This is a genomic window from Crystallibacter permensis (assembly GCF_025960875.1).
Classification (GTDB): domain Bacteria; phylum Actinomycetota; class Actinomycetes; order Actinomycetales; family Micrococcaceae; genus Crystallibacter; species Crystallibacter permensis.
Genome location: NZ_JAODLR010000002.1, coordinates 253,987 through 279,496 on the forward strand (window position 1 = coordinate 253,987; position 25,510 = coordinate 279,496).

24 protein-coding genes are annotated in these 25,510 nt (G+C 61.4%); 12 read left to right on the top strand and 12 right to left on the bottom strand.

Annotation, left to right across the window (positions count from 1 at the left end; translation table 11 throughout):
• Positions 1–37: 37 nt before the first annotated feature.
• The gene (locus B0G38_RS03535) at positions 38–1,594 is read right to left on the bottom strand and encodes an IclR family transcriptional regulator (protein WP_264668170.1); all 1,557 of its coding nucleotides are present in this window, start codon (positions 1,592–1,594) and stop codon (positions 38–40) included.
• 261 nt (positions 1,595–1,855) lie between these two features.
• On the opposite strand from B0G38_RS03535, the gene B0G38_RS03540 reads away from it, so the two are divergent.
• The 7 genes from B0G38_RS03540 (at position 1,856) to B0G38_RS03570 (ending at position 9,915) form a co-directional block, all read left to right on the top strand.
• Positions 1,856–3,007, top strand: a complete 1,152-nt coding sequence (locus B0G38_RS03540; RefSeq protein WP_264668171.1) for a substrate-binding domain-containing protein — start codon at positions 1,856–1,858, stop codon at positions 3,005–3,007.
• 43 nt (positions 3,008–3,050) lie between these two features.
• A complete protein-coding gene (locus tag B0G38_RS03545) occupies positions 3,051–4,589 on the top strand; it encodes a sugar ABC transporter ATP-binding protein (RefSeq protein ID WP_264668172.1) in 1,539 nt (512 codons plus the stop codon).
• 5 nt (positions 4,590–4,594) lie between these two features.
• Positions 4,595–5,821, top strand: a complete 1,227-nt coding sequence (mmsB, locus tag B0G38_RS03550) for a multiple monosaccharide ABC transporter permease (protein WP_413542024.1) — start codon at positions 4,595–4,597, stop codon at positions 5,819–5,821.
• A 50-nt stretch (positions 5,822–5,871) separates the two neighbouring features.
• Positions 5,872–6,993, top strand: a complete 1,122-nt coding sequence (locus tag B0G38_RS03555) for a maleylacetate reductase (protein WP_264668174.1) — start codon at positions 5,872–5,874, stop codon at positions 6,991–6,993.
• Position 6,994: 1 nt separating this feature from the next.
• Positions 6,995–7,948, top strand: a complete 954-nt coding sequence (locus tag B0G38_RS03560; protein ID WP_264668175.1) for an aldo/keto reductase — start codon at positions 6,995–6,997, stop codon at positions 7,946–7,948.
• Positions 7,945–8,850, top strand: a complete 906-nt coding sequence (locus tag B0G38_RS03565) for a dioxygenase family protein (RefSeq protein WP_264668176.1) — start codon at positions 7,945–7,947, stop codon at positions 8,848–8,850. The genes B0G38_RS03560 and B0G38_RS03565 overlap by 4 nt, the downstream gene beginning before the upstream one ends.
• A gap of 201 nt (positions 8,851–9,051) precedes the next feature.
• Positions 9,052–9,915 (top strand): potassium channel family protein, encoded by an 864-nt coding sequence (locus tag B0G38_RS03570; protein ID WP_264668177.1) that lies wholly within the window; start codon positions 9,052–9,054, stop codon positions 9,913–9,915.
• 42 nt (positions 9,916–9,957) lie between these two features.
• Here B0G38_RS03570 and B0G38_RS03575 read toward each other — a convergent pair whose 3' ends face one another.
• Complete coding sequence (locus tag B0G38_RS03575) at positions 9,958–10,755, bottom strand: alpha/beta fold hydrolase (RefSeq protein WP_264668178.1); 798 nt, start codon at positions 10,753–10,755, stop codon at positions 9,958–9,960.
• A gap of 196 nt (positions 10,756–10,951) precedes the next feature.
• On the opposite strand from B0G38_RS03575, the gene B0G38_RS03580 reads away from it, so the two are divergent.
• A complete protein-coding gene (locus B0G38_RS03580) occupies positions 10,952–11,401 on the top strand; it encodes a hypothetical protein (protein WP_264668179.1) in 450 nt (149 codons plus the stop codon).
• On the opposite strand, the gene B0G38_RS03585 is transcribed toward B0G38_RS03580, so the two are convergent.
• The 5 genes from B0G38_RS03585 to B0G38_RS03605 all read right to left on the bottom strand — a co-directional run bounded on the left by B0G38_RS03585 (position 11,391) and on the right by B0G38_RS03605 (position 15,339).
• Positions 11,391–11,906, bottom strand: a complete 516-nt coding sequence (locus tag B0G38_RS03585; protein WP_264668180.1) for a hypothetical protein — start codon at positions 11,904–11,906, stop codon at positions 11,391–11,393. The two genes, B0G38_RS03580 and B0G38_RS03585, sit on opposite strands and share 11 nt — an antisense overlap.
• Positions 11,907–12,061: 155 nt before the next feature.
• Positions 12,062–12,763, bottom strand: coding sequence for a response regulator transcription factor (locus B0G38_RS03590; RefSeq protein WP_264668181.1), 702 nt, complete (start codon positions 12,761–12,763; stop codon positions 12,062–12,064).
• Positions 12,763–13,986: a sensor histidine kinase gene (locus B0G38_RS03595; protein WP_264668182.1), complete on the bottom strand. Its 1,224-nt coding sequence runs from the start codon at positions 13,984–13,986 to the stop codon at positions 12,763–12,765. The genes B0G38_RS03590 and B0G38_RS03595 overlap by 1 nt, the downstream gene beginning before the upstream one ends.
• A gap of 6 nt (positions 13,987–13,992) precedes the next feature.
• Positions 13,993–14,625: a hypothetical protein gene (locus B0G38_RS03600; protein ID WP_264668183.1), complete on the bottom strand. Its 633-nt coding sequence runs from the start codon at positions 14,623–14,625 to the stop codon at positions 13,993–13,995.
• Between the two features lie 90 nt (positions 14,626–14,715).
• Positions 14,716–15,339, bottom strand: coding sequence for an AfsR/SARP family transcriptional regulator (locus tag B0G38_RS03605; RefSeq protein WP_264668184.1), 624 nt, complete (start codon positions 15,337–15,339; stop codon positions 14,716–14,718).
• Between the two features lie 335 nt (positions 15,340–15,674).
• Between B0G38_RS03605 and B0G38_RS03610 the strand changes: the two genes are divergently transcribed.
• The 4 genes from B0G38_RS03610 (at position 15,675) to B0G38_RS03625 (ending at position 20,162) form a co-directional block, all read left to right on the top strand.
• Entirely contained in the window at positions 15,675–16,376 is a 702-nt protein-coding gene (locus B0G38_RS03610) for a M12 family metallopeptidase (protein WP_264668185.1), read from the top strand.
• Positions 16,377–16,405: 29 nt separating this feature from the next.
• Positions 16,406–18,784, top strand: coding sequence for a caspase family protein (locus B0G38_RS03615; protein WP_264668186.1), 2,379 nt, complete (start codon positions 16,406–16,408; stop codon positions 18,782–18,784).
• Positions 18,777–19,355, top strand: a complete 579-nt coding sequence (locus B0G38_RS03620) for a hypothetical protein (RefSeq protein ID WP_264668187.1) — start codon at positions 18,777–18,779, stop codon at positions 19,353–19,355. Before B0G38_RS03615 ends, B0G38_RS03620 begins: the two co-directional genes overlap by 8 nt.
• A gap of 75 nt (positions 19,356–19,430) precedes the next feature.
• Positions 19,431–20,162, top strand: coding sequence for a GAF and ANTAR domain-containing protein (locus B0G38_RS03625; protein ID WP_264668188.1), 732 nt, complete (start codon positions 19,431–19,433; stop codon positions 20,160–20,162).
• 199 nt (positions 20,163–20,361) lie between these two features.
• Here B0G38_RS03625 and B0G38_RS03630 read toward each other — a convergent pair whose 3' ends face one another.
• The 5 genes from B0G38_RS03630 to B0G38_RS03650 all read right to left on the bottom strand — a co-directional run bounded on the left by B0G38_RS03630 (position 20,362) and on the right by B0G38_RS03650 (position 25,394).
• On the bottom strand, positions 20,362–22,095 hold the full coding sequence (locus B0G38_RS03630; protein ID WP_264668189.1) for an AIPR family protein: 1,734 nt from the start codon (positions 22,093–22,095) through the stop codon (positions 20,362–20,364).
• A 339-nt stretch (positions 22,096–22,434) separates the two neighbouring features.
• Positions 22,435–22,758, bottom strand: a complete 324-nt coding sequence (locus tag B0G38_RS03635; RefSeq protein WP_264668190.1) for a hypothetical protein — start codon at positions 22,756–22,758, stop codon at positions 22,435–22,437.
• Between the two features lie 58 nt (positions 22,759–22,816).
• A complete protein-coding gene (gene surE / locus B0G38_RS03640) occupies positions 22,817–23,602 on the bottom strand; it encodes a 5'/3'-nucleotidase SurE (protein ID WP_264668191.1) in 786 nt (261 codons plus the stop codon).
• A complete protein-coding gene (locus B0G38_RS03645) occupies positions 23,599–24,585 on the bottom strand; it encodes a 1-phosphofructokinase family hexose kinase (protein WP_264668192.1) in 987 nt (328 codons plus the stop codon). The genes surE and B0G38_RS03645 overlap by 4 nt, the downstream gene beginning before the upstream one ends.
• Positions 24,586–24,740: 155 nt before the next feature.
• Positions 24,741–25,394, bottom strand: coding sequence for a YukJ family protein (locus B0G38_RS03650; RefSeq protein ID WP_264668193.1), 654 nt, complete (start codon positions 25,392–25,394; stop codon positions 24,741–24,743).
• Positions 25,395–25,510 lie beyond the last annotated feature (116 nt).

The following is a 25,510-nucleotide window of genomic DNA, read 5'->3' on the forward strand; positions in this document are numbered from 1 at the left end:
ATCACGCATCCGCAGGCGCGCCGGTAGCCGGGGCCGTTCAAGACATGGAAGGGGCACCGAGGTAGGTTGACAGCTCCCGGGCCCCCTCGCTGGCCAAGGCGATTGCACCGGCAGACTCAGGTGTTGCGGTAAGAATCCCGTCGCGTAACCCGCTGACCGACAGGGAAGCGACCACATGACCTCGGTGATCAAAGATCGGTGCCCCGACCGCGGCGATGCCGGGGGTCAGCTCATCGTCGCTCAGGGCATAGCCCCTCTCCCGGATAGCTGTCAGTTCACTGAAGAACTTGGAACGTGAGCGCACATCGAATCGGGAGTCGGCACTCTGGGCTAGCATCCCTGCATAATCCTCCCAAGCCTGCTGGTCTTCGAAGGCCAGGAGCGCCCGCGGAGCGGCTCCAACGTGCAGTGGCAACGAACTTCCCAATGCCAGCCGACGGCTGTTTACCCTCTTGCCGTCGATCCGCTCAATGCATACAGCCCGGGTGTTGCGCCGAATACACAAGAAAGCCGTTTCGCCGGTGGCGTCGTGGATACTGCGCAGCACGGGCAGTGCTGCGCGGCGCAGGTCCAGGGAGTTGAGCATCTTTCCCGAGAGCGAAAGCATCTTGCTACCCACCCGGTACGATCCGCGGTGGCCCAACTGCTCGACCCAGCCGGCTTCGATGAGGGTGGCGAGCATGCGGTAAACGGAGCTGACCGGCTCGCCGAGCAGTTCGGTCAGCCTGGAGGATGTGGAGACCCGCTCACTGGCCAATGCGCGCATGAGGGCATTGGCCTTGGTGAGTACCGACCCCTGGGAATCCGGGGCCTCAAATTGACTGCCCGTCGGTTCGGGCTGGAACGAGGCCATGACCTCGGTGAGGGCTTGAGCTGCGGCGGACAGGACCGCCTTTGCTTCTGCTTGCTGGCCCATGACGTGTTCCACCAGGCCAGCGGCGGTTAGGGCCCCGAAGATGCTTCCATCGGGATTGAAGACCGGGAAGCCGAGGGCTGCAATGCCGTTGACCACCTCATTGGCCTCCAGCCGCCACCCGTCTCGTCGAGTAGCCTCCACCAGTCGCGCCAGAGTTTGAGCGTCGGTAGGGGTCTGGGCAGAGAGCTGTGCGTAGGGTTCGGAAGCAAGTACCTGCTGGAGCACTTCCCCGGGCTGCCAGGCGAGCAGCACGTGCGACGCCGCTCCGGCGTGCAGTGGAAGGATGCGCCCGGAGGACAGTTCGTAAAGATCTACATCCGTGGCATCAACCTGGTCCAGGCACACGGCCGTACCGTTGCGGGGGATCCAGAAGGCGGCGGTCAGTCCGAGTTGGGCCTGCACGTCGTCAAGCACCTTCTTCAGTGCGTGCCGATCGACCAAAGCGTCACCGGCGGCCTCACCCAAGCGCAGGATTCCGGTGCCCATTTCCACCAGTCCCTCCGGAGTGCGCCGCACAATCTCGGCCTGTTCCAATGTGGAGATAATCCGGTAGATGGAGGGGCGGGGTTCGTTCATAACCTTGGCCAAGTCTGCCGGGGTTGAGCGGCCCAAAATGGATAAATCGTCGACCAACTGGCTCGCCTTCATGACCAGCTGGATCGGGTTTACCGTCTTCATCTGAATGCTCCTCGAATGAGGGCCGTTAAGGCCTGTGTTTGGCCTGGGCCGTATGGGTCCGGATAGGTTCAACGCTGGCCGGTGTGGGGCAGATTGCGAGCGTCGCAAAGGTTTTTAATCCCATCATTCCACTCGCAGTGATCCAAATCATGTGGTACTGTCTGAACACGTTGTCCATCCTATGGCACAAGCGGACACTTGGCCAACATCTCAATGACAGCGATCCACATTACTTCGCTTTTCCCTCAGGGAGGGGACATCATGCAGAGAAAAACCCTATTGGTCTCGGCGGCACTCGCCGCGGCATTGCTGGCTACCGGTTGTGGCGGAGATGGTGCCGGGGGCGGCGTTCAGGGGGGCGGTACACAGGAGCCGGCAGATACGCGTATTGGCGTCTCCCTCACCAGCCAGGACGAAGAACGCTGGCTCACAGATGGGAAGGCAATTCAGCAGGGCCTCGAGGAACTGGGCTACCAGGTGGATCTGCAGTACGCCAACAACGACATTCCCACCCAGCAGCAGCAGGTTGATCAAATGATCACCAGCGGTGCGGACCTGCTGATTTTGGCTCCCCTGGATGGCACGGCCCTCGCCCCGCAGATCCAAGCGGCAGTCGGTGCCGATGTGCCGATCATTTCCTACGACCGGCTGATTCGTAATAGCCCTGATGTAGACCTGTATGTCACGTTCGACAACTACAAGGTCGGATCTGAGCAGGCCACGGCCTTGTTGACCGGTCTGGGCGTGCTTGACGAACAGGGGCAGCGCACCTCGGAAAAGGGCCCCTTCAACGTTGAATTATTCGGCGGTTCGCTCGATGACAACAACGCCACCTTTGTCTACGGAGGGGCCATGGAAGTCCTGCAACCGTTTATTGACGATGGCACCATCGTGATTGCCTCCAAGCAGACAGAGCTGTCGCAGATCGCCACGAAGGACTGGTCGCAGCAGGAAGCCCAGGCACGCATGGATAACCTGATCACCTCCACCTACACGGGCAGCCGCAGCGTAGATGCGGTACTGACCCCGAACGATGCCGTGGCTCGTGGAGTCATCACTTCGTTGCGTAACGCCGGCTACGGACCCACCCTGTCGTCCAAGGGCAAGCCGATGCCGGTGGCCACCGGACAGGACGCGGAAATTGCCTCGGTTAAGCTCATCGAGGACCAGGTGCAATACGCCACGGTTTTCAAAAACACCAAGCTGCTGGCCGCCCAGACCGTGGACTCTGCCGTGAAGCTGCTCAACGGCGAGGAACCCGAAGTCAACGACTCCGAATCCTACGATAACGGCGCCATGGTGGTGCCTTCCTTCCTGATGCCCATCGAGGTAGTCAAGGAAAAGAACATCGGCGATGTCTTGGTGGAGTCCGGCTACTACACCGCCGAGCAGGTTAAAGCCGGGCAGCTGTAGCTGCCCGGTAACGGAATTAATGAAGCTGGAAGGAATGGGCGCCATGGACGACTACATCCTTGAAATGCGTTCAATTGAAAAGAGCTTTCCCGGGGTTAAAGCACTCTCGGGGGTAACCCTGTCCGCCCGGCGCGGTGAAGTACACGCGATCTGCGGTGAGAACGGTGCGGGAAAGTCCACCTTGATGAAGGTACTCTCGGGTGTATATCCCCATGGCAGCTACGGCGGCCAGATCATCTTTGAGGGAACCGAGTGCCAATTCTCATCTATTCGTGATTCGGAACGGGCCGGAATTGTCATCATTCACCAGGAACTGGCGCTGGTGCCGCACTTATCGATCGCGGAGAACATTTTCCTTGGAAATGAGCGGCGCGGGTCTGGCGGTCTGATTGACTGGCATCGCGCCCATGCCGAAGCGAGTGAGCTGCTGGACAGGGTTGGCCTTCGCGAGAAGTCCACGACACCTGTGGGGCAGTTGGGCGTGGGCAAGCAGCAGCTTGTCGAGATCGCCAAGGCGTTGTCAAAGGACGTGAAGTTACTGATCCTGGATGAGCCCACAGCCGCCTTGAACGATACGGACTCAGCACACTTGCTGGGTTTGGTGCGTCAGCTGCAGGATCAAGGGATCACCTCGATCATCATTTCCCACAAGCTCAACGAAATCGAGGCATCGGCGAACACCACCACGGTGATCCGGGACGGGCAGACGGTGGAGTCCATGGACATGGCCGATGACTCCGCCAGCATTGACCGCATCATCCGTTCAATGGTTGGCCGCGATCTGGAATCGTTCTATCCCGATCGGGTCTCGAACCCAGGCGAGGTTGTTCTGGAAGTCCAGGACTGGACGGTGCGCCACCCGGTGCAGGATCGGCTCGTGGTCGAAGGGGCTTCCTTCACGGTGCGGGCCGGTGAAGTCGTGGGGATCGCCGGATTGATGGGAGCCGGGCGCACGGAGCTGGCCATGAGCTTGTTTGGGAAATCCTATGGCCGGTTCATTTCGGGACGTGCCTTGATGCGTGGTCGGGAAATCAAGCCCCGCAGTGTCGCCGAGGCGATCGATTACGGAATGGCCTATGTCAGTGAGGATCGTAAGCAGTACGGCTTGAACCTGCTGGACACTATTGCCCGGAATATTTCCGGCGCTGCTTTACCCAAGCTGGCGCGGTTCGGTTGGGTTAACCAACACAGGGAGAACAGGCTGGCCGAACAGGCTATGGAGAAGATGCGGATCAAGGCACCGAGTGTGCAGTCCGTGGTTGGTCAGCTCTCGGGTGGAAACCAGCAAAAAGTGGTGCTTTCCAAGTGGCTGTTGACCGGACCCGAATTGTTGATTATTGACGAGCCGACACGCGGCATTGATGTTGGTGCCAAATACGAGATTTACCAATTGATCAACGAATTTGTTGCGGCGGGCAAGGCAGTAGTGGTGATCTCCTCGGACCTCCTGGAGATCCTGGGCACCTGCGACCGGATCTACACCCTGTCCCAGGGGCGGATCACCGGTGAAGTTCCGGTCGGCCAGGCGACCGAGGAAAACCTGATGACATTGATGACCAAAGAGAAGGAAACAGTGCGATGACTACAATGGCCCAACGCACCGACAAACCGTTACAAGACCCCGGCGGCTCGGGCTCCTCAACGCTGACCGAGCTGCGGCTGGCATTGACCCGAAATCTGCGCACCAGCGGGATCTACATGGCTCTGGTGGCCTTGGTAGTGCTGTTCGCTGTGTTCACCGGCGGGGCGTCGCTCTCCCCGGGAAATATCACGAACATTGTGCTGCAGTACTCCTACATTTTGATCCTCGCCATAGGCATGGTCATTGTGATCATCGCCGGCCATATCGATCTATCGGTCGGTTCGGTGGTGGCGCTGACCAGCGCTATTTCGGCGATCACGGTGATCAAATACGGGATGCCCTGGTGGGTTGGCGTTCTCGCTGCCCTGGCGGCAGGGCTGGCTATCGGCGCATGGCACGGCTTCTGGGTCGCCTATGTCGGAATCCCTGCATTCATCGTGACGCTGGCCGGCATGTTGCTCTTCCGCGGTATGACCCTCTGGGTGCTGGACAATATTTCGCTCTCTCCCTTCCCTTCCGAGTACGGAGTCATTGCTTCCGGATTCGTCAACGGGCTACTGGGCGGGTACGGGTATGACACATTCACCTTGCTCGTGTTTGCAATCGGAGTCATCGGTTTCGCGGTAAACGAATACCGTACGCGCAAGACACGCCGGTCCTACCGGCAACCGGTCCCCCCGCTGTGGCTCTTCGCCGCGAAAATCGCGGCCGTCGGTGTGGTCGTCATGGCCCTTGCCTGGCAGCTGGCCACCGCCCGCGGTTTGCCGGTGGTACTGATCATGCTGGCGATCCTCATCATGGCTTACTCGCTGATCATGCAGCACACCGTGTTCGGCCGACAGATCTACGCGATCGGCGGGAACCTCTCCGCGGCGGCGTTGTCGGGCGTGAAGGTCAAGGCAGTGAATTTCTGGATCTTTGTGAATATGGGTCTGCTCTCAGCCGTAGCCGGCATCGTGTTTTCTTCGCGCACCAATGGGGCCCAGCCTGGCGCTGGAAACATGTTCGAGCTGGATGCGATCGCTGCGGCGTTTATCGGTGGTGCAGCAGTCACCGGCGGCGTGGGCAGGGTTGTCGGGGCGATGGCCGGTGGCTTGATCATGGCGGTGATGAGCAATGGCATGCAATTGATGGGTATCGACCAGTCGGTGCAGTCCGTGGTCAAGGGTCTGGTACTGCTGCTCGCCGTGGCCTTCGACATCTGGAACAAGCGCCGCGCCGGCGCGCAATAAGCACCCGAAAAGCAAGCAAAGAACGTAACCACATGCGAAGGAGTTTGACGATGACGGCAAAGACGATGCACACACAGAAAACCAAGGACCGCGGATTCACCTACCAGACGTTGCCCATGCGGGTGCGGTTCGGAATCGGTTCGCTGGCCGATCTTCCGGCCGAACTCGACGCGATCGGGCTCAAGCGCGTGCTGGTGCTCTGCTCGCCGGAGCAGGAAGCAACCGGGCGGGAGGTCGCCCAGGCCCTGGGCTCCCGGGCCGTAGGTGTCTTGCCCGAAGCTGTGATGCATGTGCCCGCCGAAGCGGCACAAAAGGCCAGCGATGAAGCCAAGCGGGTCGGTGCCGATGGTTGCGTGGCAGTGGGCGGAGGATCGGCGATCGGTTTGGGCAAGGCGATCGCGTTGAACCACTCGCTGCCGATCATCGCGGTTCCAACAACCTATGCGGGTTCGGAAATGACCCCGGTGTGGGGGCTCACCACTGATGGCCGGAAGGAGACCGGCCGGGACGCCCGGGTGCTGCCGCGAAGTGTTGTCTATGACCCCACCTTATCTGCCACCTTGCCGGTTGGAATGTCCGTCACCAGCGGCATCAACGCCATCGCGCATGCGGTCGAAGCACTGTACGCCCCGGATGCCACACCCATTATCTCTCTGATGGCTGAGGAAGGGGTCCGTTCCCTGAGCGGTGCTCTGCCGAAAATTGTCAAAGATTCCGCCGATCTGGATGCCCGTAGTGACGCACTGTACGGGTCCTGGTTGTGTGGGGCGTGCCTCGGGGCCACGACGATGTCGCTGCACCACAAGCTGTGCCACGCCCTGGGCGGCACGTTGAACCTTCCCCACGCCCAGACCCACACCGTGGTTCTTCCCTACGCACTGGCTTTCAACCAGCCCGCCGCTCCGGCTGCCAAGGCTGCACTGTCCCGAGCCTTGGGCGGGGTAGAAGATCCGGCGTTGGCCCTGTGGAACCTGACTGGAGAACTAGGCGCCCCACGTACCCTCGCTGAATTGGGCATGAAGGAATCCGATGTGGAACGCATCGTCGAAGAGGTCACCGGCTACTCCTACGGAAACCCGCGTCCCATTGATGCAGCGACCGTACGCGCTCTGCTGACTGACGCATTGCACGGCCGCGCTCCCCGCGAGAATCCGGGACAAGAGGAGGACTGAAATGTCATTGACCACAGCCGAAGCCACCGGGTTGCGGGTGGCGCCGCTGGTGCTGGGGACAAATGTTTTCGGTTGGACCGCCGACGAGGCCCAATCACACCAGATCCTGGATGCCTTCACCGCCGCGGGCGGTAACTTCATCGACACTGCTGATTCATATTCTTTCTGGGTTGAGGGCAATACAGGCGGTGAATCCGAAACGATCATTGGTACGTGGCTGGCCAAACGGACCGTACGCGAAGAGGTTCTGATCGCTTCGAAAGTCAGCTACCATCCGGAGCTGTTCGGGCTGGCCCCGGCTACGATCCGCCAAGGAATCGACGGTACGCTCCGGCGCCTGGGACTGGAGTATGTGGACGTCTACTATGCCCACTTCGATGACCCTGAAACCCCGTTGGAACAGACCATTGCGACATTCTCCGAACTGGTAGATGAAGGCAAGATCCGCGCGATCGGGGTCTCGAACTACAGCGCCGAGCGGTTGACCGAATGGATGGAAATCACCAAGTCGGGCGGATACCACATCCCAGTAGCGTTGGAGCCCCAGTACAACTTGATGGAGCGCGGCATAGAGGAGCGTCTGCTTCCGCTGGCCAGGGAGCACCGCCTTGAGGTATTCCCTTATTACTCGCTGGCTCACGGATTCCTGACCGGGAAATACCGTCCCGGTGTTTCGGTGGACAGTGCCCGGGCCGACGATGCCACACGTTATCTCGATGGGCGCGGCAAACGGGTGCTTGAAGCGTTGGGGGCAATCGCCGCCGACCGCCGCCTGCCCTACGCGCCGATTGCGCTGGCGTGGCTACGGTCCCAGCCAGGCATTACCGCACCGATTGCCAGCGGGCGTACCGTCGAACAGCTTGAACCGCTGCTGGAAACCATCGATCTGGTGCTCAACGACGACGAACTATCACTACTGACCGCTGCCTCGCAGAACCTAGGAATGGAATCATGAATAGTCAGCAGGAGAACACAGCCGTTTCCGAAGCGCAGCAGGCTGTGGAGGAAAGGCTGATTGCCAACGTACTGGCCTCGTTCGAGGGATGCACCGATGAACGCTTGAAGCAGATCATGCAAGCCCTGGTGTGTCACCTGCATGCATTCATTCGAGACGTGCGTCTGAGCGAGGCGGAATGGAACCAGGCCATCGGATTTTTGACCGAGGTCGGACACATCACCGATGACAAGCGACAGGAATTCATCCTGCTCTCGGACGTGCTCGGCGCGTCCATGCAGACCATCAATGTGAACAACGAGGCGCGCGGCGATGCTACCGAGGCAACCGTGTTCGGCCCGTTCTTTGTCGATGATGCCCCGCTGATTGAAAATGGCGGGGATATCGCCGGGGGCGCTGCGGGGGAGCCCTGCTGGGTAGAGGGAACAGTACGTGATCTCGATGGCAACCCCATCCCGGGTGCACGGATCGAGGTATGGGAGGCGGATGACGAGGGCTTCTACGATGTCCAGCACGCCGACGGACGCGTCTATGGGCGGGCACATCTCTTCAGCGACGACAAAGGCAACTACCGGTTCTGGGGATTAACCCCCACACCGTACCCGATCCCACATGATGGACCAGTGGGCCGGATGCTGCAGGCAACAGGACGCTCACCGATGCGAGCCAGCCACTTACACTTCATGGCCACGGCTCCTCAGATGCGCACCCTCGTCACGCACATCTTCGTGAACGGTGACGAGCTGTTAAAATATGACACGGTATTCGGGGTAAAGCAGTCTTTGGTCAAAGAATTTATCCAGCAGCCTGCTGGCGCTCCGACACCGGATAGCCGTGAGCTAGGCGAGACCACCTGGGCAAAAGTTCACTTTGATATTGTCCTTGCGCCTGCAGGTTCCTAAACAAAACGCTGTCGTCCTGTCCTGCCCACGCATCTTCACGCGTGGGCAGGACAGGAAGACAGCGGGCAGGGACTGAAGTCTGCCGACCCGGGAACGGGAGTGCGTGAGGGATGTTGGGGGAAGGACCCCTGGTCCTTGGAAGCACGCCCGCTTCACCGATCTGCCCCACCCGCAGGGCCGGCGTGCTAGACAGTAAGGATGATGTGGCTCTTCACCCTGCTGGGCGTCGTTCTGATTGTTGCCGGGCTGAACGACATATTCCATACCCTGCTCCGGCCGACCGGACGCGGCCATTTGAGCCACTTCGTGGTCAACGGAATGTGGAAGGCCTTCAGGGGCAAGGGAGGCTTCCGGAAGTACGCCGGCCCCTTGGCCATCGTCTGCGTGATCCTCACGTGGACGGCGCTGCAGGCCGTCGGATGGGCGCTGATCTACTACCCGCATTTTCCGGACGGGTTCTCCTATTCCGCCGGACTGGATGAAACCAGGTACTCCAACGCCGCGGAGGCGCTCTACGTCTCGGTCATGACGCTGTCCACGCTGGGGTACGGCGACGTCGTTCCTATCGACAACTGGATTCGCTGGGCCTCTACCTTTCAGGCAGTCACGGGATTCGGCCTGCTCACCGCAGCGGTTTCGTGGTTCATGCAGATCTATCCTGCCCTTTCACGCCGCCGTACGCTGGCGCTAAAGCTGTCCTCGATGAGCAAGAGCGGGTACGTGGACAAACTATGCCAATTGGAACCTTCAGTGGCCTGCAGTGCGCTGGAATCGGTATCGGACAGCATTTCCCACGCCCGCATCGACCTCAGCCAGACCACGGAGACGTACTACTTTCGGGACATGTCCCCTGACGTCTCGCTGGCCGTTTCCCTCTCCTACGCACTGGACCTTTCCGCGGCCGGACAGCGGTCTCCCAGTAAGGATGTCAACCTCACCGCCGAAGTCCTGGAAACCTCGCTGACGGAACTGGCCGGTTATCTGCGGGACGAGTTTGCGCTCGAAGGCACCACCACCCGGGATGTCTTCCGTGCGTTCGAGGCGGACCACGGCCACCGGGACTGATACCCAGTCCTCTGGACCTTCCCGGCCGAACGCGGACCGGTCCTAACGCCCGCCACCTCCTGCCAGCTGCTCGTCGAGAAACGCCAGCACCTCCGCGGAAGCCGGATCGATGAGGTGCCCGCCTTCCACCACTTCGTGCCGCGACCCGGGAATCAGGTCGGCCAGCACGTTGTCGACTGCGCGGAAGACCGGCGGCGACCCAGCACCGGAAACAATCAGCACTGGCTTTCGCACGCGGACGAGCTGCTCCTGGTCCGGCCGGGAGGATCCGCCTTTGAGCTCGGCCAGGATGGCGGGCGCGTTATCGAGCACCATGCGCCGCCAGGTTTCGGGTAACTGCGCCCAGCCCCCGTCGCCGAGGATTTCCCGGTAGAAACAGTCCGCTCCGGCTTCCGGTCCCCCGACCGCGGCAGCCGCGGCGACGTTCGCCTCCAGGGCGCCTTCCCAGGCATGTGCTTCCGCCGTCATCGTCACGATCGCCGGTTCCAGCAGGACCAGGGCCCGGACCAGTCCGGGATAGCGCTGTACGAGGTCAACGGCGATCTCGCCGCCGTAACTGCGTCCAATAACGACGGCGGGGGTCGCCTTGAGTGCCTGCAGCAGCGCCGCGGCGTCCTCGGTATGCTCCCCCACCGAGGTCATCGAGTACGGTTCCGGCCGCTCGCTGCGGGTGCAGCCGCGCCGGTCGTAGATGATCGACCGCCCACGCTTGGCAAGCTGCGCCGTCGCCTCGCCCCAGACCTTCGCCGAGCTGCCGGTTCCGTGGATGCAGAGGATGGGAACGCCGTCGCCGTGTTCCTCGTAGTAGAGGGACACGCCGTTGACACGGATCTCGCTCATAGTCTCCACGCTACGCGCCAATGAAATGACCGTCCATCTGCTGACTTCAGGTGCAGGAGATCCGGTCCTGCAAGGTCGGCAAGACAGGCTTCTGGGTAACGGCCCAGTAACAGGTGGTTTATAGCTTTGGGCCAAGCAGCGGTCTGCTGCGGATGCCGCGTCCGGCGTCCCGGTAGGTGCTGGGCAAGGATGGGACATGAATACGTCAGGAACCCGCGATAACTTATTCCGCGAGATTGACAAACGGCGCCGTGACATCAAGACGTACCTGCGGCGTGCCCGTCCCCGCCGGACCAGATTAACCATAACCAGCGTTGTTGGAAGCGCCGTGGTTGCTGCCCTGACCGCTGGTCCGGGCTTTGGCCAGGAAGGCTTCACCGCGGCGGTGGCCCGGCTGTTCTCACTTCCGGACCCCTCCGTCGTCTGGCAAGTCATCTGCGTTCTGGCTGCGCTGCTTTCGGTAGCATCCGCAGTGGCCACCGGTCTGGCCAATTCCAATAACGTGGCCGCGCAAATAACGGCTGCAGAAGCCTGCAACATCGAGTTGGAAGGGCTGCAGACTGCCTTAAGATTCGGTCACCTTCCGTTGGAGGATGCTGTGCGGATGTACCAGGAGTACATTTCGAAGGCGGCGTTCATCGACTGATTTCAGACATGGACGCAAACCGCTCTTCGGCAAAGTGGCTGACCAGCCCGTTGAGTTTGCCCAGCCACCAGTTCAAAGCCTCCGCCAAGTAGCTGCAGTAGTTCCGCTGCGCCGTCCGCAGGTCTGCTGCAACCCGGTCGCGCAGTTCGACCGCCAGGGCCAGCATTCGGCTCTCCGAACCCGTCTCCCCCTGTGCCCGTTCCAGTTCAGTGCGGTAACCCGTGGCCAAGGCATCCAGCGTGCAGGCTTCCGAAACCTGCCAGTACCAGGGCAGGTAAACAGAGGTCTCGTCCGGGTTCTCGGCCTGCGCTGCCTCGAGATGCCCGAATCCGTCGCAGAACCGTACCTTTTCCGCATACTTATCGTGGAGCAACGCCGGTGAAGGATCGCAGCTCCGGTCAGCGCACAACGTTGCCGCCCAGAGGAATATATCCACACGTACTGCATTCCCGCTGGCCGAGTCCGCGTTTACCTTGCGACCAGTGGCCGTATCTGTGCCGAGCATGTCCTGTTCCTCTCCCAACCTTTGTTCAGGTTCGGAATCAGAATGCGCCCAGCAGGGGCAACTCAGCGTCCTCCGGGTGATGCAAAAGTGGCATACCACCAGCGGTGTAGGCCGTGAGGGCCAGTCAGGCAGCAGGCAGCCTGGACGGAATGGTCTTACAGCTTGTCCTCCGACTTCACGAGACCGCACTTATAGGCGGCGGCAACTGCCTGGGCACGGTCGGTGATGCCGAGTTTGAGGAAGATCCTGTGCAGGTGCGTCTTGACGGTCGCTTCGCTGAGGAACAAGTGAGCCGCAATCTGCGCATTATTCAATCCGTGTGCTGCGACGGCGAGCACTTCACGTTCACGGGCGGTCAACCGCCCCATCTCCTTTGTGGTGGGCAGCCGGGCATCGGGCCGGCCGGCGAAATCGACCAGCAGGCCCCGTGTGACGGCAGGATCCAGCCAACCGTCCCCTTCCGCCAGCGAGCGTACGGCGTCGCCGAGGCCTTTGGGAGCCGAGCTCTTGAGAATGAAGCCCGACGCACCGGAGCGCAGTGCGGCCCGGACGGCCTCGTCATCGCCGAATGTGGTCAAGACGAGCACGGAAGGCACGTTCTCCACACCGTTCAGGAAATCGTCAGAGGTGAGAATCTCCGTGGCCTCCACGCCGCTCATCACCGGCATGCGGATGTCCATGACCACCACGTCAGGCTGCAGGTTCCGTGCCATATCGACGGCGGCTTCACCGTCCTGTGCTTCCCCAACCACGGTGACGTCCGGTTCAGACTCCAACAGCATTGTCAGCCCGGCGCGGACCAAGGCCTCGTCATCGGCCAAGAGAACGCGAATCCCGTCGCCGGCAGTTTGGGCCATCAGATCCTACCCAGATGCAGCCGGCGGAACCTGCTGTGCCGGTCGGCGGTGCCGGTATTGGTAGGCGCGGCGGTCGGAAATGCGGCCGACACGAGGAAGCCGCCATCCGGTGTAGGGCCTGCCGCAAGGCTGCCGGAAGCAGCTCTGGCGCGTTCCTGCATTCCGAGCAGGCCGTGTCCTGTGGACAGGTTCTGCGGGGCCGCGGGACCGGCCCCCTGGGAGCGGACCGATAGACGGACCTCGTCCTGCTGCCAGGTTATCTGCACCATAACGGGGCGGCTGGCATCCGCGTATTTTGCCGCATTGGTCAGTGCTTCCTGGGCTATCCTGTACGCGGAAAAATCCACACCTGCTTCGAGCGGAACGGGGGCACCGACTACTTCCAGCAACACTTTCCGACCCGTTTCCCGAAGCGCTTCGACGAGCCCGCCAACATCATCCAGCCGACTTGGCGGGGCGGCTTCAGCCGGCATCAGGGCATCTGCTGGCCCGGAAGGCCCCGCAGGCACCAGCAGACCGAGCATCCGGCGCAGCTCGGTGATCGCCTGCGTGCCGAGTTGGTTAACGCTCCCCAACGCAGCGCGGGCCCGTTCCGGATTGCTGTCCAGCATCTTTTCGGCGCCAGCTGCCTGCAGCACCATCAAGCTCACGGCATGGGCCACCACATCATGCAGCTCCCGAGCAATGCGGCTGCGTTCATCTGCTGCTGCCAGCTGAGCCGTCAGCCGGCGTTGCCGGGCAGCACTGCGTGCCCAGCGGCCGGCGGCGAACGAGGCAATGGCCATCATGGTACCCAGAAGGCCACCGACCAGAATGATCTGGCCCGGCTCTCCGGCAGGCATGTAGTCCAGCTGCGCCACCACATTGACCATTACCAAGACCATTGCCAACGCGAAGCCCGTATACGAGGGACGCAGTCGGCAATGCCGCGCCACGCTGAAGAGGCCGAGGAATGCACCCAGCATCAGGACGGTGGGCGGCATAAGAATAGCAAAAACGACGCTGGCTAACACGGTCAAGAGCAGCATCAGCAGCGGGTGCTGGCGCCGCCACATCAACGGCACATACACTGCCATACCCAGCAGCGGGACAGCATACGTGCCCAAGCCCGGCGGACTGGTCGCGGGGTCCCAGGAAATCAGCAGGTCCAGCACGTACAGCAGGGTCAGCACCACCACATCCAGAGCCGGTGAGACGCTTGTGGGAAGGTGGGGGCGACGCATGGCGGGCTACCCGCATCTCTTGAAGAAACAGAGCAGGATCCGGCTCGGCGGTTCCGGTTCCTCTGCCGGCTTCTCCGCGTCCTGCGCACTCTGCGCAAAGGTTCTGGTCCGACCGGAGGGCTGATCCGCGGCGGGATCGTATCTCTTGATCCGGGGCTTTTCATCCGCGGCTTCCCAATCCGCCACCGGACCCAATACTTGGCCCACCGGCCCATCCTGTGGTTCGGACGGCAACGCACCGGCGGCCTGCAAGGCGGCACAGACATCCCAGTTGTCGCCGAGTCCCTGGGTGAAGACGTCCTCGTCGATATCGTCCAGGTTGACGTGCGTGCGCACGGGATACCGGGGTGTGTGGGCCAGCCTGATCATTGCAACGGACCCGCTGCCTGCGCCGTCGTGCCCGAGGATGTCGATTTCATCCATCTTGATCCGCTCCACTGCGGCGCTGCCATTGCGGGGGTCGGTGGCCAGAAGCACTTCCCAGTCCCGATCCACATCTTGGGTCCACGAACTGTCCCGGCAGAGCACAAGGCTATCGCTGATCAGCGTCCCCCAGACCGTATGCCGCTCTTCCACATCCGCCGGCCCCGGCTTCTGTATTGAGACGAAAGGCTGGCAAAACTGTTCCGTAGTGTCCATTACTAGCTTCCTTACCGCTGTACCGATTATCCCGCTACCGGTCTTCTAACTCCATGGAACAAAGCGACAGTTTCCGTGGTCAACCCTGCACTAAGCCCATCGGATGGAATCCATCAGACCGGAGATCTGAATAGAGGGACTGACTCCGAATTCCCGGTACAGCGTCTCCTCGAATTCATCCAGTGCACGCAGGGCAGAACCACGGTTTCCGAGGGCCAAATGGGCCCTGACCAACAGCGTCAAAGCGATCTCATTCACGGGTTCAAGGCTCAGGGTAGACGCAGCCGCCTCCAGTGCTTTAGGAGGCTTGCCCACCTCAAGAAACCACGCCGCAAGCCGTTCCAGATAGGACACCCGCATCTGCAGCAGCCGCCGCTGTTCCTGGGTTACCCACTCGTCGTACCAGCCCGGCAATAGCTCCGCCCACTGTTTGACGCGGGAAAAGGCCATGGCGTTAGTTTCCGGCTCCGGGCGTGAAAGTTCGTGCCACAAGTCATGGAGATCAACCTGAACCCGCGGCCCAAGCCCCAGGGTCCGGCCGTCAACATCCAGCAGTCCCGGAAGGTCGCGGGTGACGTAGTGGACGCTGACCCGAAGGTTCTCGGAAGACCGGAGTTCGGGGCTGTCCGGCCACAGCAACCCGCTCAGATAATTCCGCGGTGCCGGTCCGGCTATGGCCACGGCGGCGATAAGCCTTTGCTGGCGCAAGGCCACGGAAACCACCTCGTCGTCGCGGCTCAGGCGCCAGCATTGCAGCAGAGACAGACTGTATTCCCTGGACGTTTTTCCTTTGCTTACTGCGGCCGAAGACATAAGCCCCCCACTGTCGATCGCCGGCAATCCCCCGATACCAACCTTTGACTCGACGATCCTCACTTGAAGCAAAGGAGTCAATGATTTTCAGCAAGTTCACAGGTAGGCCAGGCTTGCAACGCAACAGATGGTAATGCTCCAGTAACACTTCACGGGCTATACCGGGTAAACGTTCTGCCCGGCAATAAGCGGGGCAAGGCGCCATCGATTGATACGGCCGCCAGCAGGAGAAACTCGTGGAACAGAACCAGGGAACCGGAACTAACCGGAATCATTTTTGCACCATACGGACAGTCCGGCCGCCCACCGGCAATACCAAGGCCGCGCTGCTGAATGATACAAAGTGGAACGCCACCCAACTCACTGTCGGCTTCCTCGAGGGTGACGCTGATCTGCAGCAGCGCGTGTTGACGTCGGCGCGTAAATGGACCGGTCCGGACGTCGCGAATCTGAAATTTCTGGAGGCCACTGATGGCCCGAGCGATATCCGGGTCGCCTTCCTGCAAGGTGACGGATCCTGGTCCTATCTCGGAACCCAGGCCCAGCACATCGCCACCGGCGAGCCGACCATGAACTTCGGTTGGCTGACGCCTGAATCGACCGACGACGAAGTCGATGAGGTGGTACTTCACGAGTTCGGCCACGCCATCGGGCTGATCCATGAGCACCAGAATCCCCAACGGCCAATCCAGTGGAACCGCGCGGCTGTCATCGCCGATCTGTCCGGCCCACCGAACAACTGGGATGAGCAGACCATCGAGCACAATATCTTCGGCAAGTACAACACGGCGCAGGTCACCGGAACGGACACGGACAGTTCTTCCATCATGATGTATCCCATTCCGCTGTCCTGGACCACCGACGGCTTCTCCGCCGGCTTCAACTCCAGGTTGTCCGGGACCGACATCGAATTTATCCGTGGCGCCTATCCTTGGTGAGCGGTTCAGCCTAAAAAGGGGGCCAGAGCATGGCTGACTACGCCATCGTCGTCGGCATCTCGCACTATCCCAAGTTCGCTACCGCAGACACCACGGCCGACCTGCAGGGACCGGACACGGATGCGAAGGACATCCATGACTGGCTCATCGATGCCGACGGCGGAGGGCTGAGCTCCGAGAACGTGCGGTTGATCCGTTCGGCGGACTTCCATCCGCCCAAGCCTGACGAACCGGAGCCGGAAGAAGCCACCATCAGGCGTGCCTTGACCTGGCTCGAGGAGGAGACCGCGGACCGGCCGGGGGACCGGTTGTACCTGTACTTCTCCGGGCACGGTTTCGCCCCGGTGCTTGAAGAAGGAGCGCTGTTTACCGCCGAGGCTACCAACACCATCCCGTCCTACGTGTATGCCTATGACTGGATGCGCAATTTCCGCAAGGCCCGGCGTTTCAGGGACGTCGTCCTGTGGATGGACTGCTGCATGACCCACCACCAGACCATCCCGGTCAGCAGTGTTCCCATCCGCGCCGGTGTGGGAACCGGCGTGCCGGGTCCTGCCTTCGTGGCCGTTGCCGCCCAGACAAAGAGCGCCTTGGAACACCAGATGGCGGATGGACAAGTTCACGGCGTCTTCAGCTGGACGCTGCTGCACGGGCTGCGGGGTGGCGCCACGGACGAACACGGCCGGGTGACTTCCGAAAGCCTCAAGGCCTTCCTGCATGACACCATGCCGCAGTTCCTTCCGGAGGACGTGCGCAATGCCTCCGCGGTGGACCTGCACCCCTTCATCCGGGCGGATGCCGGCATCACCTTCCGCCGGTTCCGCAACCGGCCGGCCTATCTGGTCACGCTGGCCTTCCCCCGGGACCTCACCGGACTGGAACTAAAGGTCTGGACCGGAAGGCCGCACGCCGCCGTCGTTATGGAAAAGATCACCGGAAGGAGTTGGACCGGTGATTTTGTCCGCGGCCTGTACGTCGCGGAAGTTCCGGACGCAGGCTTCCGTCACGGTTTTCAGGTCACCGGATCCGGGCCGATGGAAGTGGAAGTGCGCGATACCGGGCCGCGGGTTCTGCCGCCTCATCCCACCCGGCTTTTCACCCTCGATGTGCAGACAGCCAATCCCGCTGCCTCGGTCTCCATCATGGACCACACGCTCAAGCGAATCTTCTCGGACACCGGGGCGCTGCACGAGTTCGACGCCCCTGGCGTTTACAAGATCAGGACTGAACTCGGGCGCGACATATCAACGGTGCTCGAACGCATCATTTTGTTGGACCAGGACATGCAACCCGCGATGTCCGCTTCGCCTGAGGTACCCTCCCCTGCGCCCATCCCCGGAACCGCGCTGATCCACGAATCGCATGTAGCGCGCTTTCGCGAGGGGGCCCAGGCCGACAGCCGCGCCGGCGCCGCCTTGGACGCCCCTACCATTTCCGTGCTGGTCCGTTACTGGCTGGATCCGGAGGACCGCCCGCAGCTTCCCCTGGCCCACCCGATGGAGGGGCTGGAACTGATCTCGCCGGACGGAACAGTCATCGCCTCCCTGCTCGAGGACAGCAGTCTGGATAGCTCCTCCCCTACGGACCCGGTTGCTGTGTGGGCACGACGGGTGGCGCCCGGCGCCTACTACCTCCGCCAGACCTTCCGCAGCGGCCGCACGGGAGAGGCCAGCGTTATAGCTTGCGGAGAATGGCTCACCCAGATTGCCTTGCAACGCTCCCCGGCGGAGCTGGTGCCCGGGCTCGCTGCCAATGACGTTGTACCGCTGGTGGACGCGGCCGTCTTTATGCGCCCCTACGGCGTGGCAGGCTCAGTAGAGCAGGACCGCGTCGTGGAGTCAGCCCGCCTGGGACTAGCGCAGGGGCGGGATCTGCTCGGCAAGAGCCACGGAATGAATCTGCAGCGGCTCTTGCTGGAAGAGTACAACGATCCAATTGCCGGCATCCTCGGTTGCTATCTGCTGCTCATCGCCATGGAACACAGCCAGCGCGGGGCGGAAGCCCGGCAAGCCGCCTTCGACGCTGCCGTGGTCCGGCTCGGGAAAATGGTGGGATACGTGCACCCGGACGTAGCCGCCCTGTCGCTGCGCTGCAGGGACCCCGCCCTACACACCACCGAGCCCTTCACCGTACCGCCGATTTTCAGGGCCGGCTGGCAGCTCATGACGCAAGCCAGCTATGCAAACCCCGAACTGCTACCGGCATCGCTCTGGGAACGGGTGCATGCGGTGACGAATTTCGGTCCGTTCCTGGCCTGGGCCTCCGACCCCGGGTCAAAACGTGTGCACGCCCGCCAACTGGAGCACTGGATCCAGCGCAGCGGCGCGACGGACAGCCAGGACGCCGCACGCAGGCTTCTCATTCCCGCCCGGGCAATCGGCGTAACAGGGCAGGGATCGAATGTTTGAATATGCTGTGGCGGAGGGGGTGTTCGTATCGTTCCAGCGCTACCGCTGCCCCGCCGCTGACGGACTCACTGCGCTGCCCACAAGTGCCGGAGCGCTGCCCCTCTGCATCGTAGGTGCCGCAGATGCCGCGGCCCGTCTCCTCGTCGCCCTGCCCGCCGATGAGGCCTGCTGGATCGGCATCACCGGCGGACGCCATGCCGCTCCCGCGTTGATCGGCTTGCTGGCACGAACCGGCGGGAATACCTGGTTGGATTTGCTTTCCGGCGTCGAGCTCCGGAACTTCACCGCCCACACGTCAACGCGTGTCCCGCCGTCGCGGCAGGTGATCGGCTTTCCAAAGAACGACGGCGGGTGGTTGCCTTTTTGCCTTGAGCCGGGTTTGGACGGACTACCGGCGTCGGGAGACCTGGTGCTAGTGGTGGGACCTGATCCTGCCGGCGCTGCTGGCCAGCCCGGTGCTGTTACTGTGGAAATCCGTTTCGCCGGTGTCCAGGATTTTGAGCGGGACTGCGGCGAACGCGTGCCCGAGTTGAACACGGATTCGGTCTACAAGGGCCGGCGCCTGCCCTGACCGCTCAAGGTCCGCAGGACCTGATGGCGAAAGTTGGGCGCTGCATTTAGGCCGGCCGGAACTTAGACTTGAGCGATGACAGAGAATTACGCCCGGACTCCCGTCGCGGAACAACTCCAAAACCTGATCCTCAGCAACGAGGATGTTGACGACTTCCTCGAGGATCTGGCCGTCTTTTCCTCCAACATCCTCGGCGGGGTTGTCGAGGTGCACTGCGGCGTGACCCTGAAGCGGGAGAAGCGGGCGCTCACGGTGGCCAGCAGCAGCGCCCAGGCCAAGCTGCTGGATGAAGTCCAGTACGGATTCGGCGACGGGCCGTGCCTGCATGCCATTGCCACCGAGCAAACAACGGTCATTGCCGATGTCCGCACGGATAACCGGTGGCCGGACTACTTCGCGGCCGTTGCCGAGTATGGCTTTTACTCCATGATGGGAGTGCCGCTGATCCTGGGCGAAAGCGGCGGTGCTGCCTTGAACTTCTATGCGCGGGAACCGGGCACTTTCGGACCCGCTTCGGTCCGGATTGCCGAAGGCTACGCAGCCCAAGCCTCGCGCACGCTGCAGCTGGCGCTGCGTCTTGCCCACCGCACGGAAACGGCAGACCATCTCAAGCGGGCCATGGACTCGCGGACCACTATCGATCTCGCCGTCGGCATCATCATGGGCCAGAACCGCTGCAGCCAGGACGAGGCGTTCAGCATCCTGAAGAACGCCTCCAGCAGCCGGAACATCAAGCTCCGCGAGATCGCAGCCGGAATTGTGGCCTCCATCGGCCAGGGAGCGGCGCAAACATACTTCGATGACTAAGCATGGAAGCTGCGCGATCGAAATGTGGAGTTCTGAGCGGTAAACTGGAAGTCGCATTATCGAGACCCGATAGGCATTAGATCTGGCAACCTAGCGGCGCTTGTCCTTCACCAACACCTTCTGCAAAGGACAAGCTACAGCATGGCTATCGTTCGCTGGCTAGTCGCTCAACGAGTCCGATTTGTGAGCGGTGACATACTCATACGACCGTCGGAGTCGGCGTTTGCGCCAATGCTTTTGCCGCCGATTTCACTGCGTCAGTGAAGGCCTGAGTCTTGATCACGTCACGAGTCAGCGCCGCGCCGTTCAGCGCTGCGTCGACTGCCTCTACAGCACGACTGAACGCCTTGGTCGCTGCGTTGTCAGACCAGAGGACTTCCGCGATCCCGTTTGCGTACTTAGTCACCTTGTTGCTACTTACTAAAGGCGTTGGTTCGCCCGCGGTGACATACCGGAGAGCCATGAGGAGATGGTACCGGGCAGGTTTGTAATAAACAGGTATTGATGCATTCCGAAAAAGAAACTCAAGTTTGTAGTACCCATAGGCGGCGGCATAATAAGGCTCAAATTTGTGTTCCAGATTGAAGACCTTGGAACCGACGAGACCATGCAGGTCAGAGAGATAGCGAGCCGCACGATGAGGATCGTCAAGGAACATTGCCGCGAATGAACGTAGCATGAGAGTCTTGCTTATTATTCGAACCTTTTCTATCCCGCTTACCGACGCGTATTGCATCGAGCGCCGCTCGTAATAGAGTTTCTTCCTATCCGGATATGCATTGAAAAAGGCTTCAAGTTTTTTCTGGAAGGAACTCGTCGCGTATAAATCATCGGCTGTTACCTCCGTCTGTCTGTTCGTAGCCGTGATGATGGACGTAATGAGGTCCTCATCCGCTGTGTCAATAACCTTAAGCGGAATAAATGTGTCTTCGTTTATCGATGCCTTTGCATTGAAGAGCACATGGCTGGTCTGGCAGCCGTTGACGATTTGATAGTCGGTTACAACAAATTTATTGCCAGTTGTCTTTAGACCGCGAGTAACAAGAGTGATTCCGTTATTCAGCACTGCAAAGCGCTGTTGGCCCGATTTGTCCTCTAAAGTTGCTCGAATTTCGTCGTTGACCGGGTTATCGCCTTTGAAATCACGCACGTTATCGTAAAATAGCGGCTTCCTGATGTTTCCGGTTTGGTCTGTAATGAGCGTAAGGTACTCCTTGAGAGGTACCACACCCAGATACGCCTGAGTGACGCCAGTAATTTCAGGAAGGGTGACTTTACTGGCAAATGAGAATTCAACTGTCACGTTGTTCTTACTACGCTGATAAGCTGCTTGAATTTCGTCGGCGCCGTATGGCTCGAAAACAACCTGACTAAACAATCCTGTCTTTGTGAGCACCTCCCGGCGTTTGGCCACCTTAGCTTCTAGGTGGTCATCGCTTTGCCAATCGCCCGTAGTCACAAATGCCATACTAAGAACAGGCTTTTGGCGCTTGAACTTCACGCTGTTGTTGAATATCCATTGCATTATTTCTCGAGAAACCTTGATTTGCTCATTCATCGGGAGCGTCGGTGTCTCCTCGAAATACTCGTCTACGCCATCGAAGAACGTCATCATTTGTTCTCCGCTGAAGCCACTGCTAGTTTTCGCTTGGATGAAGATGAACTTGACGTCGAGAAAACCGTTCGTTGTGAGAAGGTCCTGCGCGGCGTCGACGGAGTCCACCAGAACGCCGTTGACCAATATCGCAAGGCCGTCGATGCCTAAGTCACCGTCTCCGCCAACTGTTACTGTGGAAATGTCGAATTCTTCTTCATATACGGATGAGACGACACAAAAGGCCGCGAAATGTTCGAACAAATCGCTCTCAGTAAGGCCAGTTAGGCTCTGCTCTTTACGAAAAACTTCTAGGTAAGACTTAGTAATCCGATCCATTCCACACGCCCCCATTATTCGTTTAAGTTTCTCCTGCAGAATACCACTCGATCCGGTCTAGCGTGACTCACGACGCTGTGAAAGGGAACGACTGTGAGCCCCAGTTTGAACGATCTCGCCGGCGGCCGATGACTCTCCGCCGTTGAAGCTCGCCTCTCCGGATCCGATGCGGTCCGATCCGGTGTGTCCACCGTAATCGAGTCAGCGCAGTTCGCGCTCCAGGACCTCCTGCAGTCAGTCGTTGGCTTCGCTGTACTCTTCGGTGCCGCTGAAATACACCCCACCTGCGCACTAGGGTGCTTCCGGCGTCCGACTCCGGAACAGATTTAAGCGCGCGTCCTAGTAACCGCTGCCCAACGACGTGCACAGAGGCGTCTCTGCCAGCGCAGTTTCGTTCTGGCAACGCTCCGTCACATACCTGCTGGGTAGCGTATTGCCCAGAACGCCCTGATGCGCCTCCGAAGCCGCCTCGAACTCGCTCAAATTCGAGCATGCGGTGAAGGCCGGCTCCAGGAACTTATCGGTGTCCTGCAGCTCCCGTTCCTTGTCGGCCGCGGCGAAAGCTTCCATGCAACCGGCGGATTCGTTGCCACTGCCCTCGCCGCAACCGGTCAGAGCCAGCGCGGCCATGGCGAGAACAGCCAATCCCCGTGGAATACCCATAGGCCGAGCATACGCCCGCCGCCATCGTGCCGGACCTGAACGGGCAAGAAAGTCCATCTTAGGATCCGGCTGGCTTCGGCAGGCTCCGCTCCAGGTCCGGCAGCTTGCTTTCGGTCACCGGCTGGATGCTTGTCACCGTAGCGAAACCCGCGGCCAGCAGCGCGAAGTCGCTCTCCGGCGGCGCCTCCTCCTTGCTGTCGGCAATGGCCAGGCGCAGATGCTGCTGCCCGCGTTCGGCCATGGTGGTCTGCACGATACCGAATTCGGCCAGCGTGGCCGTGCGGTATTCGGGCAGCTCCGGAGAGTCCGTGTTCGGCACGTTGAGGTTCAGCACGGTGCCGGCCTCCTGCTCCAGCAGGAACGGCAGCAGCCCGGTGGCCAGCCGCGCGGCGTTGTCCCAGTACAGGTGGGCCGGATGCATGCCGGTGTCCAGGGAGACCGCCATCCCGTGGCCGCCGTTGATGCCCGCGGTCAGCGCTGCGCCTACCGTGCCCGAGTGCAGGATCACGCGGCCGACGTTCGCGCCGCGGTTCACCCCGGAAAGTACGACGTCGGGCGGGTCGCCGAAGGCGCCATGGGTAGCAATCATGGCAATGAAGCCCGGCGCGCCGTGGACCGCATACGCCGGAACACCGTCGAGGCCTTCCAGTTTCCGCTCCTCGATGCGGATGCGGCCCTCGTCCTCCCGGGCGGTGATGGAGGCGCTGCTGCCGCTGGCTTCCACCACCGGTGCGGCAACCGTGACCTTGAGGCCGGCCTCCACGGCACCGGCAGCCAAGGCATGCAGACCCGGGGAGTCGATGCCGTCGTCGTTCGTGATCAGGACCATCTTCGGCTTGTTCATTGTTTCCGTATCTTCTGCGCCAGCTCGTCCGGACTAATTTGCTGCGACTGATCTGCTTCAGCCTCGCCCTCGAAGGGAGCCACCTTCACCAGGGTGCTCAGCTTGTGGATCGCCGCCGCTTCGCCGGTGCCCAGCCCGTGCCGGGTCACGTTCAGCGCGCCGGCAGCCGTTCCCAGCACCACCGCTTCATGCATCGAGCCGCCGTCGGACAACGTTGCGGCGACACCGGCAGTCAGCGAATCGCCGGCGCCGCTGGTGTCCACGCTCTGCATCTCCGGCATGTGTATTTCGCTGACCTCGCCCTCCTCCAGCAGCAGGGACGGCAGGTGGGCGCGGGTGACAATGACCGTTTCCGCGCCTTCTTCGTTCAGCTTGCGCATCGCTTTGACGATGTCGGCGGGGCTGGAGCCGGCGGCGCGGCCGGACTCCACGAGCTCGTCGTCGGCGATCTTGACCACGGCCAGGCCGCCGGCCAAAGAAGCGGACAGCCGCTCCCCCGTCAGGTCGGTAATGACCCGGCACCCGGCGGTTCGGAGGTCCGCCGCCAGCCGCCGGTACACGTCGGCCGGCACCGCGTCTTCCCTGGCTGCGCCGCTGAGGATCACCGTTCCGGCGTCCATTCCCGCCTTGATCGTCAGGCCGTACAGCTCATCGAGCTCGTGGCGGGAGAGCTTGTCGCCCGGAGATTCGGCGACCACTTTCCGGCCACCGTCCCGCCGGTCGTGGATGTAGGCGCCGCCGTTGCCCTGGCCCTCTACCGAGAGCACGTGGACTCCTTCGTCGGCGATCAGATGGCGCACTATGCGGCCGGTTTCGCCGGAAAACACGCCGCACATCGTGACCGAAGCGCCCAGGGCGGTGAGCATCCGCGCCTGCCACACGCCCTGGCCTCCGGCGTGGAGGTGGATGTCGGCGGTCCCTTCGACATCCTCCACGGTCACGGTCAGCACCGGCGAGGGCGCAAATATCACTACGGAGCCCATCGCAGGCTCCTCTCAGTCCGGCGTTCAGCCATGCCAGCCTCCTTGCCTCGGGCAGCCGCGCAGCCGCGCCCCGCCCGATATTGATTGCGGTCTCGGATGGAATGGATCCTGCTTCCGACACTAACCCCGCTTCAAGGACCGGACAATGGGTTGCGCTATTTCCGCGGCTTGCCGTTCTCGTCCGTCCGAACCGACTGGGTGACGAACTTGTTGCAGAACATCGCAAACGAGCCATCCTGCCGCTGCACCAGGGTGGCACCGTCCTGCCAGATCCCGTTTTCCGCCGACCACGGCGAATCGAGCGGGTCCCCCTGGTTCTGGTGGATGTTGTGCAAGCCCAGCCCGTCCTGGAACGGTTCCCCGAAGACCCAGATCCGCTGCGACACTTCAAGCAGCGGCTCGAGGTCGGCGAGCGCCTCGGTGCTCACGCCCGACTTCCACTGCACGGGGAAATGCACCCGGAACACCGCGGCCAGCAGGCCCGGAATGCACCCCAGGTGGTGCCGCCAGTTCAGGTCCTTGTTGCGGATGAAGTCCAGCGCACCGGAATCCGGCGTGGACTCCAGCGGATGCCAGCCGTCGCCGAGCTTGTCCACGCCCTTGAGCATCGAGGGCCGCAGCTCGATGACCCGCCACTGCACGCCGTTCGGGACGGCCTTGCTGTCGACGTCGATCGCACAGTGGTACACACCCGCCGGCGTGCGCAGCCGCAGGTTCCCGTGGAAGTACTGCCCGTAGTCGTTCGGTGGATCCCGGAAGTAGTCCTCTTTGACCCCCGCGACCACCCCGTACCCATGATTCAGTGCCATAGGAACCACCTCACCTGCCCGACGCTGGGCTGTTCCTCACATCCTAGGCACGGTTCCCGGCCTCCCGCCAGAACCTACCCCACACTGAACCTTGCCCCTGAGCAGGAAAAACAGTC